The organism is Gallaecimonas kandeliae, assembly GCF_030450055.1.
Taxonomy (GTDB): Bacteria; Pseudomonadota; Gammaproteobacteria; order Enterobacterales; family Gallaecimonadaceae; genus Gallaecimonas; species Gallaecimonas kandeliae.
Window position 1 is genome coordinate 1,794,297 of sequence record NZ_CP118480.1, and the last position, 24,358, is coordinate 1,818,654.

General features: G+C 63.7%; 23 protein-coding genes. 6 read left to right on the plus strand and 17 right to left on the minus strand.

Annotated elements, in window-relative coordinates:
• Positions 1–6: 6 nt before the first annotated feature.
• The 3 genes from acs to PVT67_RS08780 all read right to left on the minus strand — a co-directional run bounded on the left by acs (position 7) and on the right by PVT67_RS08780 (position 4,041).
• On the minus strand, positions 7–1,944 hold the full coding sequence (gene acs, locus PVT67_RS08770) for an acetate--CoA ligase (RefSeq protein ID WP_301499515.1): 1,938 nt from the start codon (positions 1,942–1,944) through the stop codon (positions 7–9).
• A gap of 130 nt (positions 1,945–2,074) precedes the next feature.
• Entirely contained in the window at positions 2,075–3,733 is a 1,659-nt protein-coding gene (locus PVT67_RS08775; RefSeq protein WP_301499516.1) for a cation acetate symporter, read from the minus strand.
• The gene (locus PVT67_RS08780; protein ID WP_301499517.1) at positions 3,730–4,041 is read right to left on the minus strand and encodes a DUF485 domain-containing protein; all 312 of its coding nucleotides are present in this window, start codon (positions 4,039–4,041) and stop codon (positions 3,730–3,732) included. Before PVT67_RS08780 ends, PVT67_RS08775 begins: the two co-directional genes overlap by 4 nt.
• Before the next feature lie 131 nt (positions 4,042–4,172).
• On the opposite strand from PVT67_RS08780, the gene PVT67_RS08785 reads away from it, so the two are divergent.
• Complete coding sequence (locus PVT67_RS08785; RefSeq protein WP_301499518.1) at positions 4,173–7,511, plus strand: PAS domain-containing hybrid sensor histidine kinase/response regulator; 3,339 nt, start codon at positions 4,173–4,175, stop codon at positions 7,509–7,511.
• Here the strand turns inward: PVT67_RS08785 and PVT67_RS08790 are convergent.
• Positions 7,447–8,112, minus strand: coding sequence for a response regulator transcription factor (locus PVT67_RS08790; protein ID WP_301499519.1), 666 nt, complete (start codon positions 8,110–8,112; stop codon positions 7,447–7,449). The two genes, PVT67_RS08785 and PVT67_RS08790, sit on opposite strands and share 65 nt — an antisense overlap.
• Positions 8,113–8,205: 93 nt before the next feature.
• Here PVT67_RS08790 and cobB point away from each other — a divergent pair, with 93 nt between their 5' ends.
• Complete coding sequence (gene cobB, locus PVT67_RS08795; RefSeq protein ID WP_419181036.1) at positions 8,206–8,985, plus strand: Sir2 family NAD+-dependent deacetylase; 780 nt, start codon at positions 8,206–8,208, stop codon at positions 8,983–8,985.
• On the opposite strand, the gene PVT67_RS08800 is transcribed toward cobB, so the two are convergent.
• The 5 genes from PVT67_RS08800 to potA form a co-directional block, all read right to left on the minus strand.
• A complete protein-coding gene (locus PVT67_RS08800) occupies positions 8,969–9,901 on the minus strand; it encodes an alpha/beta fold hydrolase (RefSeq protein ID WP_301499521.1) in 933 nt (310 codons plus the stop codon). The two genes, cobB and PVT67_RS08800, sit on opposite strands and share 17 nt — an antisense overlap.
• Positions 9,902–9,968: 67 nt before the next feature.
• Positions 9,969–11,012 carry an extracellular solute-binding protein gene (locus PVT67_RS08805; RefSeq protein ID WP_301499522.1) on the minus strand — a complete coding sequence of 348 codons (1,044 nt, stop codon included), beginning with the start codon at positions 11,010–11,012 and terminating at the stop codon, positions 9,969–9,971.
• Positions 11,009–11,776 (minus strand): spermidine/putrescine ABC transporter permease PotC, encoded by a 768-nt coding sequence (gene potC, locus PVT67_RS08810; protein WP_301499523.1) that lies wholly within the window; start codon positions 11,774–11,776, stop codon positions 11,009–11,011. The genes PVT67_RS08805 and potC overlap by 4 nt, the downstream gene beginning before the upstream one ends.
• Positions 11,769–12,629 (minus strand): spermidine/putrescine ABC transporter permease PotB, encoded by an 861-nt coding sequence (gene potB / locus PVT67_RS08815; protein WP_301499524.1) that lies wholly within the window; start codon positions 12,627–12,629, stop codon positions 11,769–11,771. Before potB ends, potC begins: the two co-directional genes overlap by 8 nt.
• Positions 12,616–13,716 carry a spermidine/putrescine ABC transporter ATP-binding protein PotA gene (gene potA, locus PVT67_RS08820; protein WP_301499525.1) on the minus strand — a complete coding sequence of 367 codons (1,101 nt, stop codon included), beginning with the start codon at positions 13,714–13,716 and terminating at the stop codon, positions 12,616–12,618. The genes potB and potA overlap by 14 nt, the downstream gene beginning before the upstream one ends.
• Positions 13,717–13,827: 111 nt before the next feature.
• Between potA and PVT67_RS08825 the strand changes: the two genes are divergently transcribed.
• The 4 genes from PVT67_RS08825 to PVT67_RS08840 all read left to right on the plus strand — a co-directional run bounded on the left by PVT67_RS08825 (position 13,828) and on the right by PVT67_RS08840 (position 16,999).
• A complete protein-coding gene (locus PVT67_RS08825) occupies positions 13,828–14,448 on the plus strand; it encodes a LysE family translocator (protein WP_301499526.1) in 621 nt (206 codons plus the stop codon).
• A gap of 91 nt (positions 14,449–14,539) precedes the next feature.
• Complete coding sequence (gene trhO, locus PVT67_RS08830) at positions 14,540–15,517, plus strand: oxygen-dependent tRNA uridine(34) hydroxylase TrhO (RefSeq protein WP_301499527.1); 978 nt, start codon at positions 14,540–14,542, stop codon at positions 15,515–15,517.
• Entirely contained in the window at positions 15,510–16,244 is a 735-nt protein-coding gene (locus PVT67_RS08835; RefSeq protein WP_301499528.1) for a hypothetical protein, read from the plus strand. The genes trhO and PVT67_RS08835 overlap by 8 nt, the downstream gene beginning before the upstream one ends.
• Positions 16,241–16,999 (plus strand): glucosaminidase domain-containing protein, encoded by a 759-nt coding sequence (locus tag PVT67_RS08840; protein ID WP_301499529.1) that lies wholly within the window; start codon positions 16,241–16,243, stop codon positions 16,997–16,999. The genes PVT67_RS08835 and PVT67_RS08840 overlap by 4 nt, the downstream gene beginning before the upstream one ends.
• A gap of 39 nt (positions 17,000–17,038) precedes the next feature.
• On the opposite strand, the gene ttcA is transcribed toward PVT67_RS08840, so the two are convergent.
• The 8 genes from ttcA to PVT67_RS08880 all read right to left on the minus strand — a co-directional run bounded on the left by ttcA (position 17,039) and on the right by PVT67_RS08880 (position 24,350).
• Positions 17,039–17,956 carry a tRNA 2-thiocytidine(32) synthetase TtcA gene (gene ttcA, locus PVT67_RS08845; RefSeq protein WP_301499530.1) on the minus strand — a complete coding sequence of 306 codons (918 nt, stop codon included), beginning with the start codon at positions 17,954–17,956 and terminating at the stop codon, positions 17,039–17,041.
• 91 nt (positions 17,957–18,047) lie between these two features.
• Positions 18,048–18,977 (minus strand): universal stress protein UspE, encoded by a 930-nt coding sequence (uspE, locus tag PVT67_RS08850; RefSeq protein WP_301499531.1) that lies wholly within the window; start codon positions 18,975–18,977, stop codon positions 18,048–18,050.
• Between the two features lie 44 nt (positions 18,978–19,021).
• On the minus strand, positions 19,022–19,717 hold the full coding sequence (locus tag PVT67_RS08855; RefSeq protein ID WP_301499532.1) for an OmpW/AlkL family protein: 696 nt from the start codon (positions 19,715–19,717) through the stop codon (positions 19,022–19,024).
• 197 nt (positions 19,718–19,914) lie between these two features.
• On the minus strand, positions 19,915–20,637 hold the full coding sequence (locus PVT67_RS08860) for an FNR family transcription factor (RefSeq protein ID WP_301499533.1): 723 nt from the start codon (positions 20,635–20,637) through the stop codon (positions 19,915–19,917).
• A gap of 48 nt (positions 20,638–20,685) precedes the next feature.
• Positions 20,686–21,354: a sulfite exporter TauE/SafE family protein gene (locus tag PVT67_RS08865; protein WP_301499534.1), complete on the minus strand. Its 669-nt coding sequence runs from the start codon at positions 21,352–21,354 to the stop codon at positions 20,686–20,688.
• Entirely contained in the window at positions 21,351–21,527 is a 177-nt protein-coding gene (gene ccoS / locus PVT67_RS08870) for a cbb3-type cytochrome oxidase assembly protein CcoS (protein ID WP_301499535.1), read from the minus strand. Before ccoS ends, PVT67_RS08865 begins: the two co-directional genes overlap by 4 nt.
• Positions 21,524–23,878 (minus strand): heavy metal translocating P-type ATPase, encoded by a 2,355-nt coding sequence (locus PVT67_RS08875; protein WP_301499536.1) that lies wholly within the window; start codon positions 23,876–23,878, stop codon positions 21,524–21,526. Before PVT67_RS08875 ends, ccoS begins: the two co-directional genes overlap by 4 nt.
• A complete protein-coding gene (locus PVT67_RS08880; RefSeq protein WP_301499537.1) occupies positions 23,868–24,350 on the minus strand; it encodes a FixH family protein in 483 nt (160 codons plus the stop codon). Before PVT67_RS08880 ends, PVT67_RS08875 begins: the two co-directional genes overlap by 11 nt.
• Positions 24,351–24,358: the final 8 nt, after the last annotated feature.

The window sequence follows — 24,358 nt, forward strand, 5'->3', positions numbered from 1 at the left end:
GACGATCTACTTGTTGAGGCGGCTGTGGATCAGGGTGTCGATGACGGTCGGATCGGCCAGGGTGGTGGTATCGCCCAGGGCCTCGCACTCGTTGGCCGCGATTTTGCGCAGGAAGCGGCGCATGATCTTGCCGGAGCGGGTCTTGGGCAGGCTGGGCGCCCACTGGATAAGGTCGGGGCTGGCCAGGGCGCCTATTTCCTTGCGCACCCATTGGCGCAGCTCCTGGCGCAGCTCTTCGGTGCTCTCGACGCCTGCGTTCAAGGTCACATAGGCGTAGATCCCCTGGCCCTTGATGTCGTGGGGATAACCCACCACAGCCGCTTCGGCCACGTCGTGGTGGGCCACCAGGGCAGACTCGATTTCGGCGGTGCCCATGCGGTGGCCTGAGACGTTGATGACGTCGTCCACTCGGCCTGTGATCCAGTAGTAACCGTCGGCGTCGCGGCGGGCGCCGTCACCGGTGAAGTAGTTGCCGGGGAAGGTGGAGAAGTAGGTCTGTACGAAGCGCTCGTGGTCGCCATAGACGGTACGCATCTGGCCAGGCCAGGAGTCCGCTATCACCAGGTTGCCTTCGTCTTCCACAGTATTGCCGGTGGCGTCCACCAGCTGCGGCTGGACACCGAAGAAGGGCAGGGTGGCGGAGCCCGGTTTGGCGTCAACGGCGCCAGGCAGGGGCGCTATCATGATGCCGCCGGTCTCGGTCTGCCACCAGGTGTCCACCACGGGGCAGCGGCCCTTGCCGATCACCTCATGGTACCAGCGCCAGGCCTCGGGGTTGATGGGCTCGCCGACGGTGCCGAGGATGCGCAGGCTCTTGCCGTCGAGCTTGGCGAAGTGTTCCTCGCCCTGGGCCATGAGGGCACGGATGAGGGTCGGCGCCGTATAGAGGATGGCTACCTGGTGGCGGTCCACGATCTCGGCCAGACGGCTGGGGCCAGGCCAGTTGGGCACCCCTTCGTGGAGCAGGCAAGTGGCGCCGTTGGCCAGGGGGCCGTAGACCAGGTAGGAATGGCCGGTGATCCAGCCGATGTCGGCCGTGCACCAGTAGACTTCGCCCGGCTTGTAGTCGAACACCACCTCATGGGTGAGGGAGGCATAGACGAGGTAACCGCCGGTGGTGTGCAACACTCCCTTGGGTTTGCCGGTGGAGCCGGAGGTGTAGAGGATGAACAGTGGATCTTCGGCGTTCATCTCGGCGGCGGGGCAGTCGTTGCCGACGGCCGCTTCCAGTTCGTGCCACCAGAGATCCCGGCCCTGATGCCACTGGATGTCGCCGCCGGTGCGCTTGAAGACGATCACCTTGTCGACCGTCTTGACCTCGGGGTTGGCCAGGGCCTCGTCGACATTGGCCTTGAGGGGAATGGCGCGGCCGCCGCGCAGCCCTTCGTCACTGGTGATCACCAGCTTGGACTCGCCATCGACAATGCGGCCGGCGATGGAGTCGGGAGAGAAGCCGGCGAAGACCACGGAATGGATGGCGCCGATGCGGGCGCATGCCAGCATGGAGACCACGGCCTCCACCACCATGGGCATGTAGATGGTGACCACGTCACCCTTCTGGATCCCCTGGGCCTTGAGCACATTGGCAAAGCGGCAGACCCGTTCGTGAAGCTCGCGGTAGCTGACGTGGGTGACGGTATTGCCGTCGTCCGATTCCCAGATGAGGGCGGTGACGTCGCCCTTGTCCTCGAGGTGGCGGTCCAGGCAGTTGGCACTGGCGTTCAGGGTGCCGTCCTCGAACCAGCGGATATGGAGGTTGTGGGGATCGAAGGAGACGTTCTTGATCTTGGTGTAAGGCTTTATCCAGTCGATGCGCTTGCCCTGTTCGCCCCAGAAGGCATCGGGGTTGTCGACGGAGGCCTGGTACTGGGCCTGGTAGCTGGCCTTGTCCACCAGCGCCTTCTCGGCGATGTGCGGCATGACGGGGTAGCGTTCGTTCAGCATGGCATTCCCTATCTTGTTATCGGATTGTTGGTTCGAGTATGTATAGCAGGGTACCTCCGAACCATTAGACCAAAGTAGAAAAGCCCGGCCAAGGCCGGGCTTTTCAATGGCTTGCAATAAAGCTTGGCGGTCAGTGTTCGGCGGCGCCCGCCGCCCCCACCCCAGTGTGGCAACGCACGAACTGGGGAATGAAGCGCTCCCGCTCCTCGGCGGCCGACTCTGACTTGTCGGTGACGCTGAAGAACCAGGTCCCCGCGAAGGCCACCACCACTGAGAACAGGGCAGGGTACTTGTAGGGGAAGATGGCATGTTCGAAGCCCAGCACCGCCACCCAGACGGTCGGGCCCAGGATCACCAGGCTGACGGCGGTGATAAGGCCCATCCAGCCGCCGATCTTGGCGCCGCGGGTGGTGAGGCGGGACCAGTACATGGACAGGAACAGCACCGGAAAGTTGGTGGAGGCGGCGATGGCGAAGGCCAGGCCCACCATGAAGGCGATGTTCTGCTTCTCGAAGGCGATACCCAGCAGTATGGCGACGATGCCGAGGGCCACTGTCGCCATCTTGGACACCTTCAGCTCCTCACGCTCGGAAGCCTTGCCGTGGCGGAAGACGCTGGCGTAAAGGTCGTGGGAGACCGCCGAGGCGCCGGCCAGGGTCAGGCCCGAGACCACCGCCAGGATGGTGGCGAAGGCCACGGCGGAGATGAAGCCGTAGAAGAGGTCGCCGCCCACGGCCTTGGACAGATGCACCGCCGCCATGTTGTTGCCGCCCAAGAGGGCGCCGGCGGCGTCCTTGAACTCGGCATTGGTGGACACCAGCAATATGGCGCCGAAGCCGATGATGAAGGTGAGGATGTAGAAGTAGCCGATGAAGCCTGTGGCGTAGAACACCGACTTACGGGCTTCCTTGGCGTCGGCCACGGTGAAGAAGCGCATCAGGATATGGGGCAGGCCGGCGGTACCGAACATCAGGGCGATACCGAGGGAGATGGCGGAGACGGGGTCCGACACCAGGCCGCCTGGAGCCATGATGGCATTGCCCTTGGGATGCACCTTGACCGATTCCTCGAAGAGATGCTCGGGGCTGAAGCCCACGTGGTAGAGCACCATGACGGCGATGAAGGTGGCCCCGAACAGCAAGAGCCCTGCCTTGATGATCTGCACCCAGGTAGTGGCCAGCATGCCGCCGAAGGTGACGTAGAGCACCATCAGTATGCCCACCAGCACCACGGCGTAGTGGTAGGGCAGGCCGAACAGCAGCTGGATCAGCTTGCCGGCGCCCACCATCTGGGCGATGAGGTAGAGGGCCACCACCGCCAGGGAGCCGCTGGCCGCCAAGGTGCGGATGGGCTGCTGCTTAAGGCGGTAGCTGGCGACGTCGGCGAAGGTGTAGCGGCCGAGGTTACGCAGGCGTTCGGCGATCAAGAAGAGGATCAGCGGCCAACCCACCAGGAAGCCGATGGAATAGATGAGGCCGTCGAAACCGGACAGGTAGACCAGGCCAGAGATCCCCAGGAAGGAGGCGGCCGACATGTAGTCGCCGGCGATGGCCAGGCCGTTCTGGAAGCCGGTGATGCCGCCGCCGGCGGCGTAATAGTCGGAGGTGCTCTTGGTGTGCTTGGCCGCCCACCAGGTGATCCCTAAGGTCAAGGCCACGAACACCAGGAACATGACAATGGCAGAGATGTTGAGGGGCTGTTTGTGTACCTCCCCTTCGATGGCGCCGGCCGCAGAGGCCAGGCCGGGCAGCAGCAGGGGGGCTGCCAGCAGGAGCGTTCGGAGTTTCATTTCTTGGCCTCCTCGATGATGGACTGGTTCTCGGCGTCGAACTCGCGGTTGGATTTGCGCACATAGATGCCGGTCAGCACGAAGGCGCTGATGATGACCCCAAGGCCGACCGGGATCCCCCAGGTGATCACGGATCCCTTGCTGATGGGGGTGCCGAAGACGCCGGGGCTGAAGGCGATGATGAGGATGAAGGTGAAGTAGATCACCAGCATCACGGCCGACAGCTGCCAGGCGAAACGTTCGCGCTTTGCCACCATCTCCTGGAATCGCGGGCTGTTGTGGATCTTCTCGTAGAGCGGGTGGTCCATGACGGGACTCCTTGTTTACAGAATGTTCACAAATTAGTCCCCTTGGCATTCTTTCAGCCAGTCGACTTTAGTCGAACCCCTGCCGGCCAAGGGCTGTGGTAAAAAGGAGGGGTGTCTTGGGAGGTGTGTCGATGCCGGTTTGGTTGATGGGGCTCTGTGCCCTGGGGTATGTGCTGGCGCTCTTTGCCGTGGCTTACTGGGGCGACAGGCACAGCAGCGGCTTTGGGCCGACCGGGCGCAAGGTGATCTACGCCTTGTCCCTGGCCGTCTACTGCTCGTCCTGGAGCTTTCTCGGCACTGTCGGCCAGGCCCACCGCTCTCTCTGGTCCTTCCTGCCGGTCTATCTCGGGCCCCTGGCCCTTTTTGCCCTCGGCTACCCGCTGCTGAAAAAACTGGTGCGCACCAGCCAGGACCAGAGCATCACCTCCATCGCCGACCTGCTGGCGGCCCGCTACGGCAAGTCCCAGCTGCTGGCGGTGACCGTAACCCTCATCGCCATCGTCGCCAGCCTGCCCTACATAGCCCTGCAGCTCAAAGCCATGGTGATGGGCTTCAAGCTGCTGGCCCGCAGCTGGCCGCTGCCGGATCTCGTTATCGCCGGTGTGGTGGCGGTGGCCCTGGTGCTCTTCACCTCCCTGTTCGGTACCCGCAAGCTGGACGCCACCGAGCACCACCCCGGCCTGATGCTGGCCATGGCCTTCGAGTCGGTTGTCAAGCTGGTGGCCCTGGTACTGGTGGCCCTGGTGGTGGTTTATTCCAGCTTCGACGGCTTTGGGGATCTGCTGACCCAGGTGCTGGTGACCCACAGCGTCGGCACCGACCAGGATTCCAGCCTGCCGGCGGTGCTGTCCCAGAGCCTGGTGGGGGCGGGGGCCTTCCTCTGCCTGCCGCGGCTCTTCCACGTCATGGTGGTGGAAAACCAGGAGCCGAGGGATCTCAAGACGGCCCGCTGGCTCTTCTCCCTCTACCTGGTGCTGATGGCGCTGCCGGTGTTGCCCCTGACCTTCGCCGGCAGCCTGGTCGCCTTCCCGGGCCAGAGCCCTGACGGTTATGTCATCTCCCTGCCGCTGGTCCAAGGCCACCCCTGGGTGGCGGCCCTGGCGCTGCTGGGGGCCATCTCTGCTTCCACCAGCATGGTGGTGGTGGCGGCCGTGACCATCGCCATCATGGTCTCCAACGAGATGGTGGTGCCCCTGATGCTCAAGACGGGGCAGATGGCGGGGCGCAACTTCGAAGGTTTTTCCCGGCTGTTGCTGCGGCTGCGCCGCTTTATCATCCTGCTGCTGATGACCCTGGGTTTCGTCACCTATTGGCTGCTTGGCCAGCAGGAAGGGCTGGCCGGTTTCGGCCTCTTCGCCTTCGGCGCCTTCGCCCAGCTGGCGCCGGCGTTGGTGGGCGGCCTCTATTGGAGCCAGGGCCACCGCAAGGGGGTCTTCCTGGGACTTATCGCCGGCTTCGGCAGTTGGTGGGCCCTGTCGGGCCTCTGGCTCAGCAGTTACGTCATAGTGCTGTCCCTGGTCATCAACGCCATGGTCTATGTGCTTTCTTCCATGGCCCTGCGGGCCGGGGTGCGGGACAGGCTGCAGGCCGCCGCCTTCGTCAGCCACGCAGCCAGTCCAGGTGGGCGCCACCAGGGGCACTTGAGCGTCCAGGATCTGCGGCTGCTGGTCAGCCGCTTCGTGGGCCCTGAGCGGGCCGAGCGGATGCTGGACCGCTACTGCCGCGACAGCGGCATCATCATTTCCGCCATGCCGAGGCTGAGCCCGGACGAGCTGCTCAGCGAGGCCGAGCGGCTGATGGCCTCGGTGATCGGTGCCTCCAGCGCCGCCCTGGTCTTGCGCAGCGCCCTGGAGGGCCGGGACATCGGCCTGGACGACGTCGTGACGTTGGTGGACGAGGCCACGGAGCAACTGCATTTTTCCCGCGAACTGCTGCAAGGGGCCATAGAGCATGCCTCTGAAGGCATGTCGGTGGTGGACAGGGATCTGCACCTGGTGGCCTGGAACAGGCGTTACCTGGAACTGTTCGACTATCCCCCCGGCTTCATCTACGCCGGCCGCTCCGTGGCCGACCTCATCCGCTTCAACGCCGAGCGAGGCTGGTGCGGCCCGGGCGACATGGAAGAGCATGTGGCCCGGCGGGTCAATTTCATGAAGGAAGGCAGCCCCCACAGTTCGGAGCGTTCCCGCCCCGACGGCCGGGTCATCAAGCTCCAGGGCAACCCCATGCCGGGGGGCGGTTTCGTGATGACCTTCTCGGACATCACCCCTTACCGCCAGGCCGAGAAGATCCTCAAGGAGGCCAACGAGGCCCTTGAGGACAGGGTGGAGGAGCGCACCCGGGAACTGCAGGCCGCCAAGGCGGCCGCCGACAAGGCCAACCAGGGCAAGAGCCGCTTCCTGGCCGCCTGTGGCCACGACCTGATGCAGCCGCTGAACGCCGCCCGGCTCTTCGTATCGGCCCTGTCGCAGCGCGTGGAGACCGGTACCGAGCAGGCCATGCTGCTGGACAACACCAAGAGTTCCCTGAAGGCTGCCGGTGAGCTGCTCACCGATCTGCTGGACATCTCCAAACTGGACGCCGGCACCATGAAGGTGCGCCGCCTGCATTTCCCCATGCGCGAGGTGCTGGACAACCTGGCCAACGAATTCAAGGCCCTGGCGGACGAGCAACAGATCGAATTTCGCTGGGTCGGCTCCTCGGCCATCGTCGATTCCGACAAGATGCTGCTGCGCCGCATCGTCCAGAACTTCCTCACCAACGCCTTCCGCTACGCCCGTGGCGGCAAGGTGCTGCTGGGTACCCGCCGCCAGGGCCAGGATCTCTGCATCGAGGTCTGGGACAACGGCCCCGGCATAGCCCAGGAACACCTGGCCAGCATCTTCGAGGAGTTCAAGCGCTTCGACAAAGGGGAAAAAGGCCTGGGACTGGGCCTGGCCATCGCCGACCGCATGAGCCGGATCCTCGGCCACAGCCTGGCGGTACGCTCCTGGGAAGGCAGGGGCTCCATGTTCTCGGTGAGGGTGCCGAGGAGCCGAAGCGCCAGCCCGGAAGTGCAGCCGGTGATGACGGTCAACGGCCGGGCTTTATCCGGCCGCCACGTGCTCTGCATCGACAACGAAGAGGCCATATTGCAGGCCATGCGCTCCTTGCTCGGCGGCTGGAACATGAGGGTCAGCACGGCCCGCAGCCGCAGCGAGGCACAAGAGGTCTTGGCCGGGGAAGAGGTGGACATGGTGCTGGCCGACTACCACCTGGACGGCGGCGACGACGGCCTCTCGGTGATGCAGGCGCTAAGGGAACGTCAGGGCGGGCACTTGCCGGGGATCCTCATCACCGCCGACACCCGTCAGGAGCTGATCAGCGAGACCCAGCAGGCGGGCTTTGGCTATATGGCCAAGATGGTCAAGCCGGCGGCACTGCGTGCCATGATGGATCAGGCACTGGGCCGAGGCTCTGCAAGGCGATGACGGCCTGGGTGCGGTTGCGCACGTCCAGCTTTCGGAAGATGGCGGTGGCGTGGGCCTTGATGGTGGCCTCGGAGACCCCCAGTTCATAGGCGATCTGCTTGTTGAGCAGGCCGTCGGCGAACATCACCAGCACCTTGTACTGCTGTGGCGTCAGGGCGGCCAGGCCTTCCGCCAGCCTGGTTTCCTGATCGCAGGGCGCGTCCGGCACGAAGCCGGGGGGGAACCAGTTGTCCCCCGCCAATACCGCCTTGAGGGCCTGGCCTATGGCGTCGGCGTTGGCGGACTTGGGCACGAACCCCTGGGCGCCGTGATGGTAGGCGCGGTTGACGCTGCTGTCGTCCTCATGGGCGGAAAGCACCACCACCGGCAGGGCCGGGTGCTGCTGGCGCAGCAGGATGAGGCTGGAAAAGCCGTTGGCCCCCGGCATGGTCAGGTCCAGCAACACCAGATCCGGCAGCCCCTCACCGATAGCCGCTTCCATGGCCTGGACGTCCGCCGCCTCGCGGATGACGGCACCGGGCAGGGCCGCCTCTATGGTCAGGCGGACAGCCGCGCGCAGCAGCGGGTGGTCATCGGCTATCAGGATCTGGACCTGGTTCATGGGCACTTTCGGCTTATAGGATCGGCAGCTTGAGTGTATCGGCAATGTTGCAGCAAAAAAAGTACGGCAGGCGCTGTCCGGTCGGGATAAGGTATCGAGCGGTCGTTCCGGGGGCTGAGGCACCGGGAGCGCCAATCCAATAGAAGAAAAGGAAATGTAAAAGTGAGCCATGGCCGTTACAGCGAGATAGTGGTGTTGACCGGCGCCGGGATCAGCGCCGAGTCCGGGATCCGCACCTTCAGGGACCAAGGGGGGCTCTGGGAGTCCCATCGCCTGGAGGACGTGGCCACCCCCGAAGCCTTCCACCGCGACCCGGCCCTGGTCCAGCGTTTCTACAACGAGCGCCGCGCCCAGCTGCCCCTGGTCAAACCCAACCCTGCCCACCTGGCCCTGGCGGAGCTGGAGAAGGCCATTCCCGGCACCCTCATCGTCACCCAGAACATCGACGATCTCCACGAGCGGGCCGGCAGCCATCACCTCATCCACATGCACGGCGAGCTGACCAAGGCCCGCTGCGTCAAGACAGGGCAGTTGTTCCGGGTCACAGAACCCCTCACCGAGCACAGCCTCTGCACCTGCTGCGTGCCGGCCAGCGTGCTGCGGCCCCATGTGGTCTGGTTCGGGGAGATGCCTTTGGGGATGGACAGGATCTTCCAGGCCCTGGCCCAGTGCGATCTCTTCATCGCCATAGGCACATCTGGGCAGGTCTACCCGGCGGCAGGCTTTGTCGACGAGGCCGTGGCCCAGGGCGCCCACAGCATCGAGATCAACGCCGACAGCTCCCATGTCAGCCACCGCTTTCATGAGCACCGCCGCGGCATGGCGGCGGTGGAAGTGCCCAAACTGGTGGCCGAACTTATCGGCCGGCGTTGAGGCCACCCAGGAAGGCGCGGATCTGCTGCTGTATCTCGCCGGCGCGGCTGTAGAACATCTCATGGCCGCTGCCGGCGAAGGGCACCAGCTTGGCGCCGGGGATATGGGCCAGCACGGCGGTGGCATTGCCGAAGGGCACCACCTGGTCATCCAGCCCGTGGAGGATCAGGGTAGGGCAGGAGGTGATGGGCTGGGGCAGGGGTTTTAGCTGTTGGAACTGGGCCACGTCGTTGCGCAGCCCCGCCTCGAAGTGGGGGAACAGCGCCAGGTATTCCCCGAAGTCCTCGGCCATCTTGTCGTCGTTGTCCACCAGTTGCGGGAAGAGGTGGCGGAACAGGGGGCCTGAGGCCAGCCAGGTCAGGTAGTTGTTGTCCAGGGCCCATTCCAGCAGCCGGCCATAGCCGGTCTTCTGCTCGCCGTCGCTGGAGATCGGCAGCGCCAATGCTTCGATCAGCACCAGGGCCCGGCACTGGTTGGGGTGGCGATGGACAAAAGCCAGGGCCGAGGGGCCGCCACCGGATATCCCCACCACCACCACCTTGCCCAGGTGCAGCTCATCAGCCAAAGAAGAAAAGGCATCGGCCTGGGCTGCCGGGGTCTTGCCGGTACTCAGGGGGCTGCGCATATAGCCTGGCCTGCTGGCGGACACCAGGCGGTAGCCGCTGGTGAAAAGACCGTCGTAAAGGGCGAAGTTGAGGTTGCCGCGGTAGCTGGACGGGGTGCCGTGGAACTGCAGCACCGGTACGCCGCTACCCTTGCTCTGGTATTCCAGGGGGCCTGAGGGGGTGTCGAGGAGCCGGCTGCCGGCCGCCCATTTATGGTAGGCGGCTTGCTGGAAGTCTTTGTAATAGTTGTAACTTAGGCCGAAGGCGGCCATCAACACCAGGGCCATGACCAGAAAGATACGCTTGAACATAGGGCCTCCCACAACAGCCTCATTTCAAGCATAGTCCCAAAGAAAAGGGCCCCATGGGGCCCTTGGCTTATTTGCCGGTTTTCAGCTTGGTCCAGTAGGACTCGTAGAGGCTGATGGCGTCCCCCACATCGGTCTGGAATTCGCCCTTGGCGACGATGTCCTTGCTGGGGAAGATCACCGGCGAGTTCTTGAGCTCGTCCGGCAGCAGGGCCCGGCCCGGCACGTTGGGGGTGGCGTAGCCAACGTACTCGACGCAGGCCTTGGCCACTTGTGGGCGCATCATGTAGTTGATGAACTGCAGGGCGGCGTCAGGGTGCTCGGCGTGGGAGGGGACGGCGAAGGAGTCGACCCAGAAGATGGCGCCTTCCTTGGGATAGACGTAGGCCAGCTTGCCCCCTTCCTTGTTGGCCATGTAGACCTCGCCGTTCCAGATCATGCCGATGTCCACGTCACCTGAGAGGTAGGGCATGCGCGGCGCGTCAGAGTTGAACACCTGGGTGTTGGCCACCAGGGGCTTGAGGGTCTCGTAGGCCTTCTTGATCTGCTCGGGATCCGTGGAATTGGCCGAATAGCCGTTGAGCTTGAGGCCGATCTGGAAGACTTCCCGCACGTCGTCGGTCAGCAGCAGCTTGCCCTTGTACTCGGGCTTGAACAGATCCTTCCAGCTGGTGATGGCCTTGGGATCGATGTCGTCGGTATTGACGCCGATGGCGGTGGAACCCCAGAAGTAGGGCACAGAGTACTGGTTGCCCGGATCATAGGCCTTGTTGAGCAGCGCCGGGTCCAGGTTCTTGAAGTTGGCCAGCTTGCTCTTGTCCAGTTTCTGGATGAGGCCGTCCTTCTGCATCAGGCTGATGTAATAGGTGGAGGGCACCACCACGTCATAGCCGGCGCCTTCGGTGAGCTTGAGCTTGGCGAACATGGCCTCGTTGGACTCGTAGGTGGTGAGGTTCACCTCGATGCCGGTGTCCTTGGTGAAGTTGTCTATCACCTCTTCGGGTATGTATTCGGACCAGACATAGAGATTCAGCGTCTTGTCGGCGGCCTGGGCGCCGAAGGCGGCAGCCCCCATTGCCAGCGCCAGCAGCGCCTGGCGAGCCTGTTTATTCATTTTTTCTCCCTCATCAACCATTGCGACAACAGCACCATTAGCAGGGACGTGCCCAGCATGACGGTGGCCAGGGCGTTCACCTCAGGGGACACCCCGACCTTGACCATGGAATAGATCTTGATGGGCAGGACGTCGAAGCTGGGGCCCGTCACGAAGCTGGAGATGATGACGTCATCCAGCGACAGCGTAAAGCTTAGCAGCCAACCCCCGGCGATGGCCGGTTTTGCCAGTGGCATCAGGATCTTGCGAAAAACCACGAATTCGCTGGCGCCGAGATCCCGGGCCGCTTCCACCATCCGCACATCAAAGCCCTTGAGCCGCGAATAGACGGTGACCACCACGAAGGGCAGGCAGAAGGTGATGTGGGCGAACAGCAGCGGCCAGAAGCCCTGGCCCAGGCCGATCAGCACGAACAGCGCCAGGAAGGACACGGCCATGACGATGTCCGGGGACATCATCACCACGAACAGCAAGGTGGACAGCAGCCCCTTGCCCTTGAACTGGTAGCGGAACAGGGCCACCGCCGCCAGGGTGCCGATGAGCGCCGCGAAGCTGGCCGCCAAGAGGGCGATCAGCAGCGAATGGCCGGCCGCCGTCATCAGGCCGTGGTTGTGCCAGAGCTTGTCGAACCATTGCCAGGTAAAGCCTTTCCAGCTGAGGCCGAAGCGCTGCTTGTTGAAAGCGTTGACCAGCAGTATGGCGATGGGCACATAGAGGTAGACCAGCACCAGGGCCAGCACGGCGGTGCGCAGCAGCTTAGCCATCCAGGGCCTCCTTGCGGTTGATGCGCTTGGCCGCCTGCCAGTAGAGCCAGAGCAGCAGGCCCATGAAGACAGTGATCACCACGCTGGCCGCCGAGCCGAAGGGCCAATCCTGCACCAGGAGGATCTGGCGTTTGATGATGTTGCCCACCAGCATGTCCTTGGCGCCGCCCAACAGATCCGAGACGTAGAACATGCCCATGGCCGGCAGGAATACCAGCAGGCAGCCCGCCACTATGCCGGGGGCCGTCAGGGGCAGTACCACGTGGATGAAGGTGCGCAACTTGCCGGCGCCGAGATCGGCAGCCGCCTCCAGCAAGCGGCCGTCCAGTTTTTCGATGGCACTGTAAAGGGGCAGTACCATGAATGGCAGTAGTATGTAGACCAGGCCAAAGATGACGGCGCCATTACTGTAAAGCCAGGTGATGGGTTCCTGGATAAGGCCGGTGGCCAGCAGGGCCCCGTTCAAAAGGCCTTTCTTGCCCAGCAGTATCTTGATGGCATAAGTGCGGATCAGACTGTTGGTCCAGAAGGGCACCACCACCAGGAACAGCATCAGCGGCCGCCATTTGGGGCTGAGCCGGGCGATGCAAAAGGCGAAGGGGTAGCCCACCGCCAGGCAGATGCAAGTGGCGGTGGCCGAGAGCTTGATGGACAGCCAGAGCACCTCGGCATAGAGGGGGTCCAGCAGGCGGGCGTAGCTGCCGAGGCTGAGCGGCAGCGCCACCAGGGACTTGTCGCCCTTGGACAGGAAGCTGGAGGCCAGGATCATCAGGTTGGGCATCAGCACGAACAGCAACAGCCAGCCGCTGATGAGGCCTATGGCCCAGAAACGGAAAGACTTAAGCCTCTGCATCGGCCAACACCACTTCCCAGTTGGGTACCCAGCTCACGACCACCGACTCGTTGAGGCCGTGGTCGAAGTCGGGGTCGTCCTCGTCGAAAAACTCGGAAACCTGGATGCGGTTGCCGTCGCTGAGCTCCACTAGGGAGTCCAGGGTGGCGCCCTTGTAGGTGCGCTCTATCACCCGGCCCGCCAGGCCCTGCTCGGGGGCCACGGCATCGAGGCGCAAGTCTTCCGGCCTCAGCATCACCTTGACCGCCTGGCCATCGCTGACGGCGTCGTTGTCCCCCACCTCGAAATGCTGGCCGAGGATCTCGACGGCCAGGCGGCCGTCCTTTCGGCCCAGCACTGTGGCGTCGAAGATGTTGATCTCGCCGATGAAGCGGGCCACGAAGAGGCTCTTGGGCGTCTCGTAGATCTCCCGCGGCGTACCCAGCTGCTCGGCGCGGCCGCCGTTCATCACCAGGATGCGGTCCGACATGGACAGGGCTTCTTCCTGGTCGTGAGTGACGAACACGAAGGTGATGCCGAGGCGGCGCTGCAGCTGCTTGAGCTCCCACTGCATGGCCTTGCGCAGCTTGTAATCGAGGGCCGAGAGGGACTCGTCCAGCAGCAGCACCTTGGGCTTGTTGACCACGGCCCTGGCGATAGCCACCCGCTGCTGCTGGCCGCCAGAGAGCTGGTGGGGCTTGCGCTTGGCAAAGCCGTCCAGCTGCACCATTCTCAAGGCTTCCCAGACCCGCTCTTCCAGTTCGCCCTTGGCTACCTTCTGCATTTTTAGGCCGAAGGCGACGTTGTCGAACACCGTCATGTGGGGAAAGAGGGCGTAGCTCTGGAAGACGGTATTGACGTTGCGCTTCTCGGCGGGCAGCTCGGTGTTGTCGATTCCGCCGATATGGACACGGCCGGCGTCGACCTCTTCCAGTCCGGCGATAAGGCGCAGCGCCGTCGTCTTGCCGCAGCCGGAGGGGCCGAGGATGGTGAAGAATTCCCCGTCCTGGATCTCAAGGTCCAGGCCGGCCAGCACGGCTTTGCCGTCGAAGCGTTTCTCAACGCCTTGGAGCACCACTACCGGTGCCTTGTCTTGGGCTGGGGTCATAGGTTGCGCTGCATTTGTCGCCAAAAGGCGGCATTTTAATGAAATGGGCTGGCACTGGTAAGGGCAATAAGGGTAAAAAGCCAGGCAAACCCTGTTAACAGGCGCCTTCCCATGACACTTGAACAATTCCTGCTCCTGGCCGGGGCCCACCTGCTGGCCGTCATCAGCCCGGGCCCGGATTTCGCCGTGGTCAGCCGCCATGCCCTGGCCTTTGGCCGGCGCACCGGCATCTGGGTGGCCCTGGGGGTCGGCACCGGCATACTGGTGCACATGAGCTATACGTGGGCCGGGGTGGCGCTGCTGCTGAAAACCTATCACTGGCTGGAAGTCATCTTCTCCATCGCCGCCGCCACTTACCTCTTGTGGATGGCCTGGGGCGCCCTGCGCTCAAGCCACGGCATGACCTTGCAAGGCGAGTCCGGCCTGGCGCCGGCCAGGGGCCAGGCCTTTCGCCGCGGCTTCTTGACCAATGCCCTCAACCCCAAGGCGACCCTCTTTTTCCTGGCCCTGTTCGGCTCTGTGCTGAACGCCAGCCCCACCGGCTGGCAGATGGTCGGCATCAGCGCCTATCTGGCTTTTGCCACCGGCCTCTGGTTCGTGGTGCTGAGCTGCCTGCTGACCGCCGGCCCCCTCGGCCGTTTCCTGGCCGACAAGGGCTACTGGATAGACAGGCTGCTGGGGGTTTTCCTGGTGCTGCTGGCAGGGCGTCTCATTTACGGACTTTTCTGGTAAAATAGCCGAATATTGTTGTGGGGCGCCTTGGCGCCCCTTGTTTTCGCGCCGGCTTTACGGGCCGGTCAGCCGTAGGAAAGAGGAAAATGCCATGGCCCAGTTCGTGGTCGCCGCCCTGTACAAATTCGCCCGCCTTCCCCGTTACCAGTCACTGCAAAAGCCGCTGCTGGATCTGATGACCAGCCAGGAGGTCAAAGGCACCCTGCTGCTGGCCGAAGAAGGCATCAACGGCACCGTCTGCGGCCTCCGTGCCGGTATCGATGCCGTCAAGGCCTTCCTGGACGCCCAGCCGGAATTTGCCGGCATGAGCTACAAGGAATCTTTCAGCGACGAGCAGGCCTTCTACCGCACCAAGGTCAAGCTCAAGAAAGAGATTGTCACCATGGGCGTCGAGGGCATAGATCCCAACCAGGTGGTGGGTACCTATGTGAAGCCGGCCGACTGGAACGCCCTCATCAGCGACCCGGACGTGCTGCTGGTGGATACCCGCAACGACTACGAGGTGGCCGTCGGCACCTTCAAGGGCGCCTTGGACCCCGACACCAAGACCTTCCGCGAGTTTCCCGCCTACGTGAAGGAGAACCTGGATCCCGCCAAGCACAAGAAGGTGGCCATGTTCTGCACCGGCGGCATCCGCTGCGAGAAATCCACCGCCTACTTGCGGGAGCAGGGCTTCGAAGAGGTCTACCACCTCGAAGGGGGCATCCTCAAATACCTGGAAGAGGTGCCGGCCGAGCAGAGCCTCTGGGAGGGGGAATGTTTCGTCTTCGACCAGCGGGTCACCGTCAAGCACGGCCTGGAGCAGGGCAGTTTCGACCAATGCTTTGCCTGCCGCCGCCCCATCAGCGACGAGGACAAGACCTCAGATAAATACCAGCAGGGCATCGCCTGTCCCCATTGCTTTGACGAGATGAGCGAAGAGCAGAAGGCACGCTTTGCCGAGCGCCAGAAGCAAATCGCCCTGGCCAAGGCCCGCAACCAGGTCCATATTGCCGCCGACGTCGGCGAGCTTAAAGCCCAGAAGGAAGCCCGGCTCGAGGCCCAAAGGCAGGCACAGCAACATGACTGAACAAGAACAACAGATCCATGTGGGGGGCAGCATAGAGCAGGCCCTCAAAGGGGAGCTGAAGCTGGATATCGGCGCCATCTTCAAGGAAGCCTGGGGCGGCGCCCGCGGTTTCGACCGTTACCTGGTGGCCCCTTTCCTGATGCTGATCGGCATCTCCCTGGCCCTCGGCGCCGTGCTGATGGAGCTGATGGGGCTCTGGGGCTGGTCCGTCGAAACGGTTCAAGGCCAGAGTTTGCTGCAACTGGTGCTGGTGGTGATGTTGGCCCCGGCCCTGGCCGGCTTGCAGCTGATGGCGGTGCACCTGGTGGTGGGACTCAAGCCGCCGCTGCCGATACTCTGGCACTGGTACCGCCAGGGGCCTGTGCTGAGCCTTGCCGCCCTGATGATGTTGACCTTGGTCAACCTGGGGACGGCGCTGTTCATCCTGCCCGGGCTTTTCCTGCAGGTGGCCCTCTGGCCTGTGCTGATGCTGGTGGCGGACAAGGGGCTGTCGCCCATCGCCGCCATCAAGACGGCGCTTCAGATCAGCCTCAAGTATTTCAGGCCGCTGCTGCTCAGCCAGTTGCTGGCGCTGCTGGCCGTCATCACCGGCGCCCTGACCTTTGGCCTGGCCATGATCTGGCTGATGCCGCTGTACCTGCGTTTCCAGGGCATCCTCTACCGCGAACTGTTCGGGGTCAGCATGCGCCTGGGCAAGGCACAACCTCAGGCCACCTTCAACGCATGATGAGGGCGAGTTTCAAGGCGCCCCTGCTGCTGCTGGGGCTGTTGATGGGGCTGCTGGCCTGGTTGCGCCTGGCCGGGCCCGAGCCTGCCCGTGGCCTGGGGCCAGGTAACGGGGCAGTGCCGGACTTCAGCCAGTACAACGACGTGGCGGAGAAGAAGAAAGCCTTCTTCGGTTACCTGCGTCCCCTGGTGGAGGCGGAAAACGCCCGCATCCTCAGCGAACGCAACCGCCTCAAGACCCTGCTGGCCAAGAAGAAGCTGAGCCTGGCCGAACAGCAGTGGTTGAGCAGCCTGGCGGACCGCTATGATGTGCCCGAGCCCTTGGACGAGGCCGGCCGCGACATGCTGCTGCGCCGGGTCGACAAGCTGCCGGTTCCCCTGGTGCTGGTACAGGCCGCCAACGAGTCGGCCTGGGGCACCTCCCGCTTCGCGGTGGAAGGCAACAACTTCTTCGGCCAATGGTGCTACGTGGCAGGCTGTGGCCTGGTGCCGGAAGAGCGGGATCAGGGCGCCAACCACGAAGTGGCCCGCTTCCCCAATCCCCAGGCGTCGGTGCGCAGCTACATCCACAACATCAACACCAATTTTGCCTATAAGGACTTGCGCCAGCTGCGCCAGGCGGCGCGCAGCAAGGGCCTGGATCCCAAGGCCGAAACCCTGGTGCAGGGCCTGGGCCGTTATTCGGAGCGCGGCGGCGCCTACGTGGACGAGCTGCTGGACATGATTGGCCACAACAGGCGTTACATGGCCGAATAAAAAAACGCGCCACCAGGCGCGTTTTTCTTTGGGGCTTTCTTAGACCACCTTGACCGCCAGGGTCAGGGCCGGATCCACCAGCGGACCTTCGTCGTCCTCTTCTTCCAACTCCGGCGGCACTATGTCCTGCTTGTCAAAAGCGATGTCCCCTTCGAGGCCGGTGGCGTTCTCACGGGTCAGGGCCTTGAAGTCGAACAGTTCGGTGTCGGCCAGATGGGACGGCACCACGTTCTGCAACGCCTTGAACATGGTCTCGATGCGGCCAGGGTACTGGCGGTCCCAACCTTGGAGCATTTCCTTTATCACCTGGCGCTGCAGGTTGGGCTGGGAGCCGCAGAGGTTGCAGGGAATGATGGGGAACTCGCGGGCTTCCGCGTATTTGACGATGTCCTTTTCCCGGCTGTAGGCCAGGGGGCGGATCACCATGTGCTTGCCGTCGTCGGAGACCAGCTTGGGCGGCATGGCCTTCATCTTGCCGCCGTAGAACATGTTCAGCAGCAGGGTTTCGAGGATATCGTCGCGGTGGTGGCCGAGGGCTATCTTGTTGCACTTGAGCTCGGTAGCGGTGCGGTAGAGGATGCCGCGGCGCAGGCGTGAGCACAGCGAGCAGGTGGTCTTGCCTTGTGGCACCTTGTCCTTGACGATGGAGTAGGTGTCTTCGTTGACGATGAGGTATTCCACCCCCAGGCCGTCCAAGTAGGCGGGCAGCACATGCTCGGGGAAACCGGGCTGCTTCTGGTCCAGGTTCACCGCCACCAGCTCGAAGCGAACCGGCGCCGAGGCCTGGAGGTTCATCAGGATGTCCAGCAGGGTATAGGAGTCCTTGCCGCCTGACAGGCAGACCATGATGCGGTCGCCGTCTTCAATCATGTTGAAATCGGCGATGGCCTGGCCGACGTTGCGGCGCAGCCGCTTCTGCAGCTTGTTGAAATTGTACTGTTGCTTCTGGCCGGACATCCCGCACCCTCACTGCCTTTCTCGGGGCGCTTATTATACGCAAAAGAAAACGCCGCGCTATGCGCGGCGTCTTAGTTGGAAAGGCCTGGCCTTACTTGTCCAGGGGGCTCTTGAAACCGTCCGGTTTCAGGGCCAGTACGTCGCTGACCAGGCGGTCTATGACATGCTCGGCGGTGTTGCCGATAAGGGCCGCGGAGATGCCGGTGCGGCCCACTGTGCCCATCACCACCAGTTCGGCGTCGAGATCCTCGGCGATGGCGGGGATCACGTCTTCCGGCAGGCCTTCGCGCACATGGATGTGGTCAGAGGCGATGCCGAAGGATTCGGCCTGGCTCTTGGCCTGCTTCTCATGGTGCTCCTTCATGGCCTGGGTGTAGGCGTGGGGATCGAATTCGGGGATCTCGATGGCGATGTTGACCGGAGTGCCGGGATAGGCGGTCACCAGGTGCAGATCGCCTTCGATGCACTTGGCCAGGGCCTGGGCCTGGCGGGTGATCTTGTCGTCCAACTGCTGGTGGGCTTCGTCTTCCGAGCCGCAGTTGACGGCGGCCAGCACCACACCCTTGGCGGGCCACTCGTGGTCCTTGACCAGCATCACCGGCACCGGGCACTTACGCAGCAGGTGCCAGTCGGTGGGGGTGAAGATCACCGCCTTCAAGGTGTGGTGTTCATGGGTGGACTTGAAGAGTACGTCGTGGCCACCTTCGAGCACTTCGTGGATGATGCTTTCGTAGGGCCTGTTGTGCCAGGTCACCTTGATCTCATAGTCCAGCTTGGCATCGCTCAAGGGCTTGGCCACTTCCTCCAACCACTCCCGGCGCTGGTTGAGAATACCGTTACGCATGGCCTCACGCTCGTCGGAAGAGAGCATGGTGGTCATCTCGTAGGAGAAGTCATAGATGCTGAGGAAGAGCGTGATGTGGGCACCGGTGCGCTTGGCCAGGAAGGCGGCGCGGGACAGGGCCGGTTGCTCGTTCTGGTTGGGGTCCGCTACGACGAGGATCTTCTTGAAATCTGCCATGTTTATCACCTGTTTGGGGCCGCCTCTGCGGCCCCCTCTGTGGTTTAGAATCGATAACCCACGCCGATAAAGGCAACGACAGGGTCAACGTTGACCTTGACTTTCTGGACCGTCTGCCCGTCAACTTTCACTTTAGCATCGGTGTCGATGTCTGCGTACCAGATGGCCGCTTTCAGGTAGGTTTTCTCATTGATTTTCCAATCAAAACCCGCCTGGGCTGCCAGGCCTGTGCTGCTGGAGAGCTTGAGCTCCTTGTCGCCGGTCAAGCCCAGGCTGTCGAGGGTGCTGGCCAGCTCCCCGTCCACCTTTTCCTGGAAGAAGATGGTGTGGTTGATGCCCAGGCCCAGGTAGGGGCGTACATCCTGGCCTTCCATGAAGCGGTACTGGAGGCTCAGTGTCGGGGGCAGTTGCTTGGTCTTGCCCACCTTCATGCCATCGACAGGGGTGCCGCCGGCCTTGAGGGTGATGTCATGGGAAAAAGGGGTGGCAGCCAGCAGTTCAACCGACCAGTTGGGATCCATGTCGTAGGTAAAGATGAGGCCCAGTTGGGTGTTGCTGCTGACGTCCAGTTCGGTGGAGCCGGCAGGCAGGCCCGCGGCGGCTTCGACGTTGCCGAGGTGGCCGGAACCGGCATTGGGATTGACGTTGACGGCACCGACCGTCACCCGCAGGCCAGTGTCGTCGGCCAGGGCGGAACCACAGAAGAGGGCGGCCGCCAGGGCCAGCATGGAATAGCGCATAAAGACTCCCTATAACGCAGAGATATGTAAGAACCTGCGCTGAGAGTAGGGGCAGGGAAGCCTCCTTAAGTTGTTCTGGATCAAAAGGAAAAGGAGCCTTGGCCTGGCCTGTTGATGCCTTTGATCCACATCAAGAGGCAAGGGCGGCATGGCAACAAAAAAGGGGCCAACGGCCCCTTTTTTGTTGCCATGCCGGCTCAGACGTCTATGGGATCGGCGGCCAGTTGTCGCAGGCCATCGAGGTCGGTGACGGTGATGAATTTGCCGGATACGGCGATCAATTCCAGCTTCTGGAAACGGCCAAGCAGGCGGCTGATGGTTTCCACGGTCAGGCCCAGGTAGTTGCCGATGTCGCCGCGGGTCATGGTCAGGCGGAACTCGCGGGGTGACAGGCCCCTGGCACCGAAGCGGGTAGAGAGGTTCATCAGGAAAGCGGCCAGGCGCTCTTCGGCCGTCTTCTTGGACAGCAGCAACAGCATGTCCTGGTCGCCCTTAATCTCGGAAGACATCAGCCTCATGATCTGCTGGCGCAGCCTCGGCATGCTGCCGGAGAGCCGGTCCAGGGTTTCGAAGGGGATCTCGCAGACCATGGCCGTTTCCAGGGCCTGGGCAAAGGAGACGTGGCTGCCTTTGTTGATGGCGTCGAAGCCGATGATGTCGCCGGGCAGGTGGAAGCCGGTGATCTGCTCTTCCCCTTCCTTGGTGAGGGTGTAGCTCTTGATGGTGCCGGAGCGGATGGCAAAGAGGCTGTCCAGGGGTTTGCCGGCCTCGAACAAGGTATCGCCCTTATGCACGGGTTTCTTGCGCTCTATGATGCTGTCCAGCTGATCCATTTCGTTGTCCGAAAGGGTGAAAGGGATACAGAGTTCGCTCATGGCGCAGTCGTGGCAATGGATGGCGCAGGAGGGCTTCGGGTGCATCACTGACTTCCTTGGCTTTTAAGGCAACGGCATGACTATAACACCGCCCTAACCGGCACTCCACTGTTGCCAGACCGTATAGAGGAGGTTGGCGGCCATCAGCAGCAACAGCAGCGCCGCTGCGCCTTTGAAGCCCGGATGGGCCAGCAAGGCCTTGGCCCTGTCCGCCACCAGGCCGGTGGCCAGCATCACCGGCACAGTGCCGAGGCCAAAGGCAACCATGCTGAGCGCGCCGCTTGTCGCCGTGCCCGACAGCAGCGCCCAGGACAGCGCCGAGTAGACCAGGCCACAGGGCAGCCAGCCCCAGAGAAAACCCAGGGGCAAAGCCCGCCAGGGACTTTGCAGCGGCAAGAAGCTCTTGGCCAGGGGGCCCAGGTAGCGCCAAAGGTATTGGCCCAGGCCCTCCAGCTTCAGGAGCCCCAGGTGCCAGCGCAGCAGGTAGAGGGCCAGCATCACCAGCAGTAGCGCCGCCACCAGCCGCAGCATCAGCAGCACCGGCGCCCCTATGGCCCCCACATAGGCGCCCAGCGCCCCCACCAGGGCTCCGGCCAGGGCATAGGCGCTGACGCGGCCGAGGTTATAGAGCAGCAGGGTGCCGAGCCGTGCCTCTTGTGGCACAGTCAGCGCAAAGGCCCCCATCATGGAGCCGCACATGCCAAGGCAATGGCCGGCGCCGGCCAGGCCCATGATGACGGCGGGCCAGAACCCCAGGTTCATGGCGCCTTGTCCTTGGGTGGGTCCTCGGTGGGCTCGTCTTCATCGAAGAGGATGTTGTGGCCCTGGCGTTCCAGATCCTCGAACTGGTTGCTGCGCACCGCCCAGAAGAAGAGGCCAATCGCCAGGGCCACCAGCACCAGCACCAGGGGGATAAGGAGGCCGAGAATGCTCATGGAGCCCTCAAGAGTCGCAAGGAGTTGACGAGTACCAGCAGGGAGCTCAGGGACATGCCGAGGGCCGCCATCCAGGGGCTGACATGGCCAAGCACAGCCGCCGGCACTATGGCAAGGTTATAAACAAGGGCCCAGCCGTAGTTCTGGCGGATGATGCGCCGGCACTGGCGGCCTAAGGCCAAGGCCGGCGCCAGCCTGCCGATGTCGTCGCCCAGCAGCACCACGTCGCTCGAACTGCGGGCCAGATCAGTGCCTGAGCCCATGGCCACAGAGAGGTCGGCCCCCGCCAATACGGGGGCGTCGTTGACGCCGTCTCCCAGCATCATCACCTTGTGGCCTTGCTGCTGCAGACACCTGGCCTCGGCCAGCTTGGCCTGGGGGCTCAGGCCCTTACGCAGGGGAATGGCGAGTTCCGCCGCTATCTGGTCGGCCAGGGCCGAACCGTCGCCGGTCAAGAGCGCCAGGGTCAGCCCCTTGGCCTTGAGCGATGCCACCAACTCAGGGGCACCCGCCTTCAGCTCGTCCACCAGCCAGAAGCAGGCCTTGAGCTCGCCATCGGCGCTGAGATAGAGGGTAGCGCCCTTATCGGCGGCCCCGGTGAAGGCACTGCTGCCAAGGCGGTAGCGCACCCCATCCACAGTGCCCTGGACTCCAAAGCCAGGTACCGCTTCGATGTCCTCGGCCTGAAGCCGGCCTTGATGGCCCTTGAAGGCCAGAGCCAGGGGATGCTCAGAGCCCTGTTCCAGGGCGGCCGCCAGGGCCAGCCAATGCTGGGCTTGGCCATCCTCACTCTCGATACGACCCAGTTTCAGTCGGCCCTGGGTCAGGGTGCCTGTCTTGTCGAAGAGCACCGTATCCACCTGGCCCAGGGTCTCCAGGCTGTCGCCTCGGCGGGCCAGGAAGCCCAGCTTGGCGAGGCTGCCCATGGTGCAGGTCAGGGCCGCCGGGGTCGCCAGGGAAAGGGCGCAGGGGCAGCTGGCCACCAGCACCGACAGGGTCACCCAGAGCGCCTTGCCGGGGTCCACCAGCAGCCAGCCCAGGCAGCTGAGGGTGGCGATGGCCAGCAGCCAGAGCACGAAGCGCCGGGCCACCTTGTCGGCCAGTTGGGCGGCGGCCGGCCTGTTGGCGGCGGCTTCGTCCTGCAGGCGGACTATGGCCGCCACCAGGTTGGCGGCCCCCAGGGCGCTGACCCTGGCCTCCACCGGCGAACGCAGGTTGAGGCTGCCGGCAAAGAGGCGGTCTCCTGGCGCCTTGGCGACGGGCAATGACTCGCCGGTGAGAAAGCTTTCATCGAACTCGGCGCTGCCGGCCAACAGTTCGGCATCGGTAGGCACCTTTTCCCCGGGACGGATCTGGATGCGATCGCCAAGGGCCAGTTCAGAAACGGCCACCTGCACCGCCTGGCCACCCTCCAGCCGCCAGGCCAAGGCCGGCACCAATTTCAGGAGGTTGGCCGAACTCTGGGTCGCCCTTTGGCGGGCCTTGAGCTCCAGCAGCCGGCCGGTGAGCAGCAGGAAGCTGAACATGGCGATGGACTCGAAATAGACCTCGCCGCGGCCAGAAAAGGTGGCGTAGCTGGAGGCAAGATAGGCGCCGAGGATGGCGATGGCCACGGGGACATCCATGCCGGCCTGGCCAGCTTTCAAGCTACGCCAGGCTCCCAGATAAAAAGGCTGGGCCGAGTAGAGCACCACAGGGGTCGCCAGGCCCCAGGACACGTAACGGAAATAGCGGGCTATGTCGGGGCTGGCCGCGTCCAGGCCGAAATAGAAGGCGAAGGCGAACATCATCACCTGCATGGCGGCCAGGCCCGCCAGGCCCAGGCGCAGCAGCAGGCCGCGGATCGCCTTGGCCTGGCTGGCTTCCAACTGGTCTGGCTCGAAGGGCAGGGCGGGATAGCCGATGGCCTGGAGCTCAGCCAGCAGTGTGGAGAGCGGGCTCTGGGCCTGGTCCCAGCGGATCAAGACCCGCTGGCTGGTGGCGTTGACGCTGACCCTGGCCACCCCAGGCAGGGCCGCCAGGCGACGCTCGATAAGCCAGGCGCAGGCGGCGCAGGCCAGGTTCTCCACCGACAGGCTGATCTCGCTCAGCTCACCTTGCTGGTGGACGAAGCGCTGCTGCAAGGCGGGGCTGTCGTAGGCGTCCAGGGAATGGCAGTGGCCTTGGGCCGGGCTGCCGGGCTCGGAGCGGAAGCGGTAGTAGCTGCCCTGGCCGCCATCCACTATGGCCCGGCTGGCCGCCTGGCAGCCGGCGCAGCACATGGGCCTGTCCTGGCCATCGATGAGGGTGGAAAAGGGACTGCCGGCCGGCAATGGCTGGTGGCAGTGGAAGCAGCGCATCTCAGGGCTCACCGGTCAGCACCACCTCGCGCTCCTCGTCGAAATCGGCCAGGGTCTGCACCCGCCAGCGGCCATCCAGGGGCTCGAGGCGCAGGTGCCAATGGCCCTTGATGGGCTTGGCCGTGGTGAAGCGGTAATGGCCGTGGGCGTCGGCGGTCAGGGTTTCGCTGAAGTCCTTGCTGGCCAGGGTGGCGTGGTGGAAGTTGAGCTTGAGCGGCTGGCCAGGCTCTATGCCTTTGCCGCTCAGCACCAGCTCGAAGCCCGCCGTGCCTTGGTCGAGCCGGGCCTGGATGTGACGGCTGTAGGCGGCATTGAGCTCGGTGAGATCCCGGTTGATGGCCTGGCCCTTCTTGTAATAGTCGTCCACCACCATGTCGGGGGGATGGCTGGCCGCAATGTAGAAGGTGTAAAGGCTGGTCACCACGGCGCAGGCGGGCAGGAACATCAGGAACCAGGGCCAGAATTGTTTATACCAGGGCTGCATGGACACTC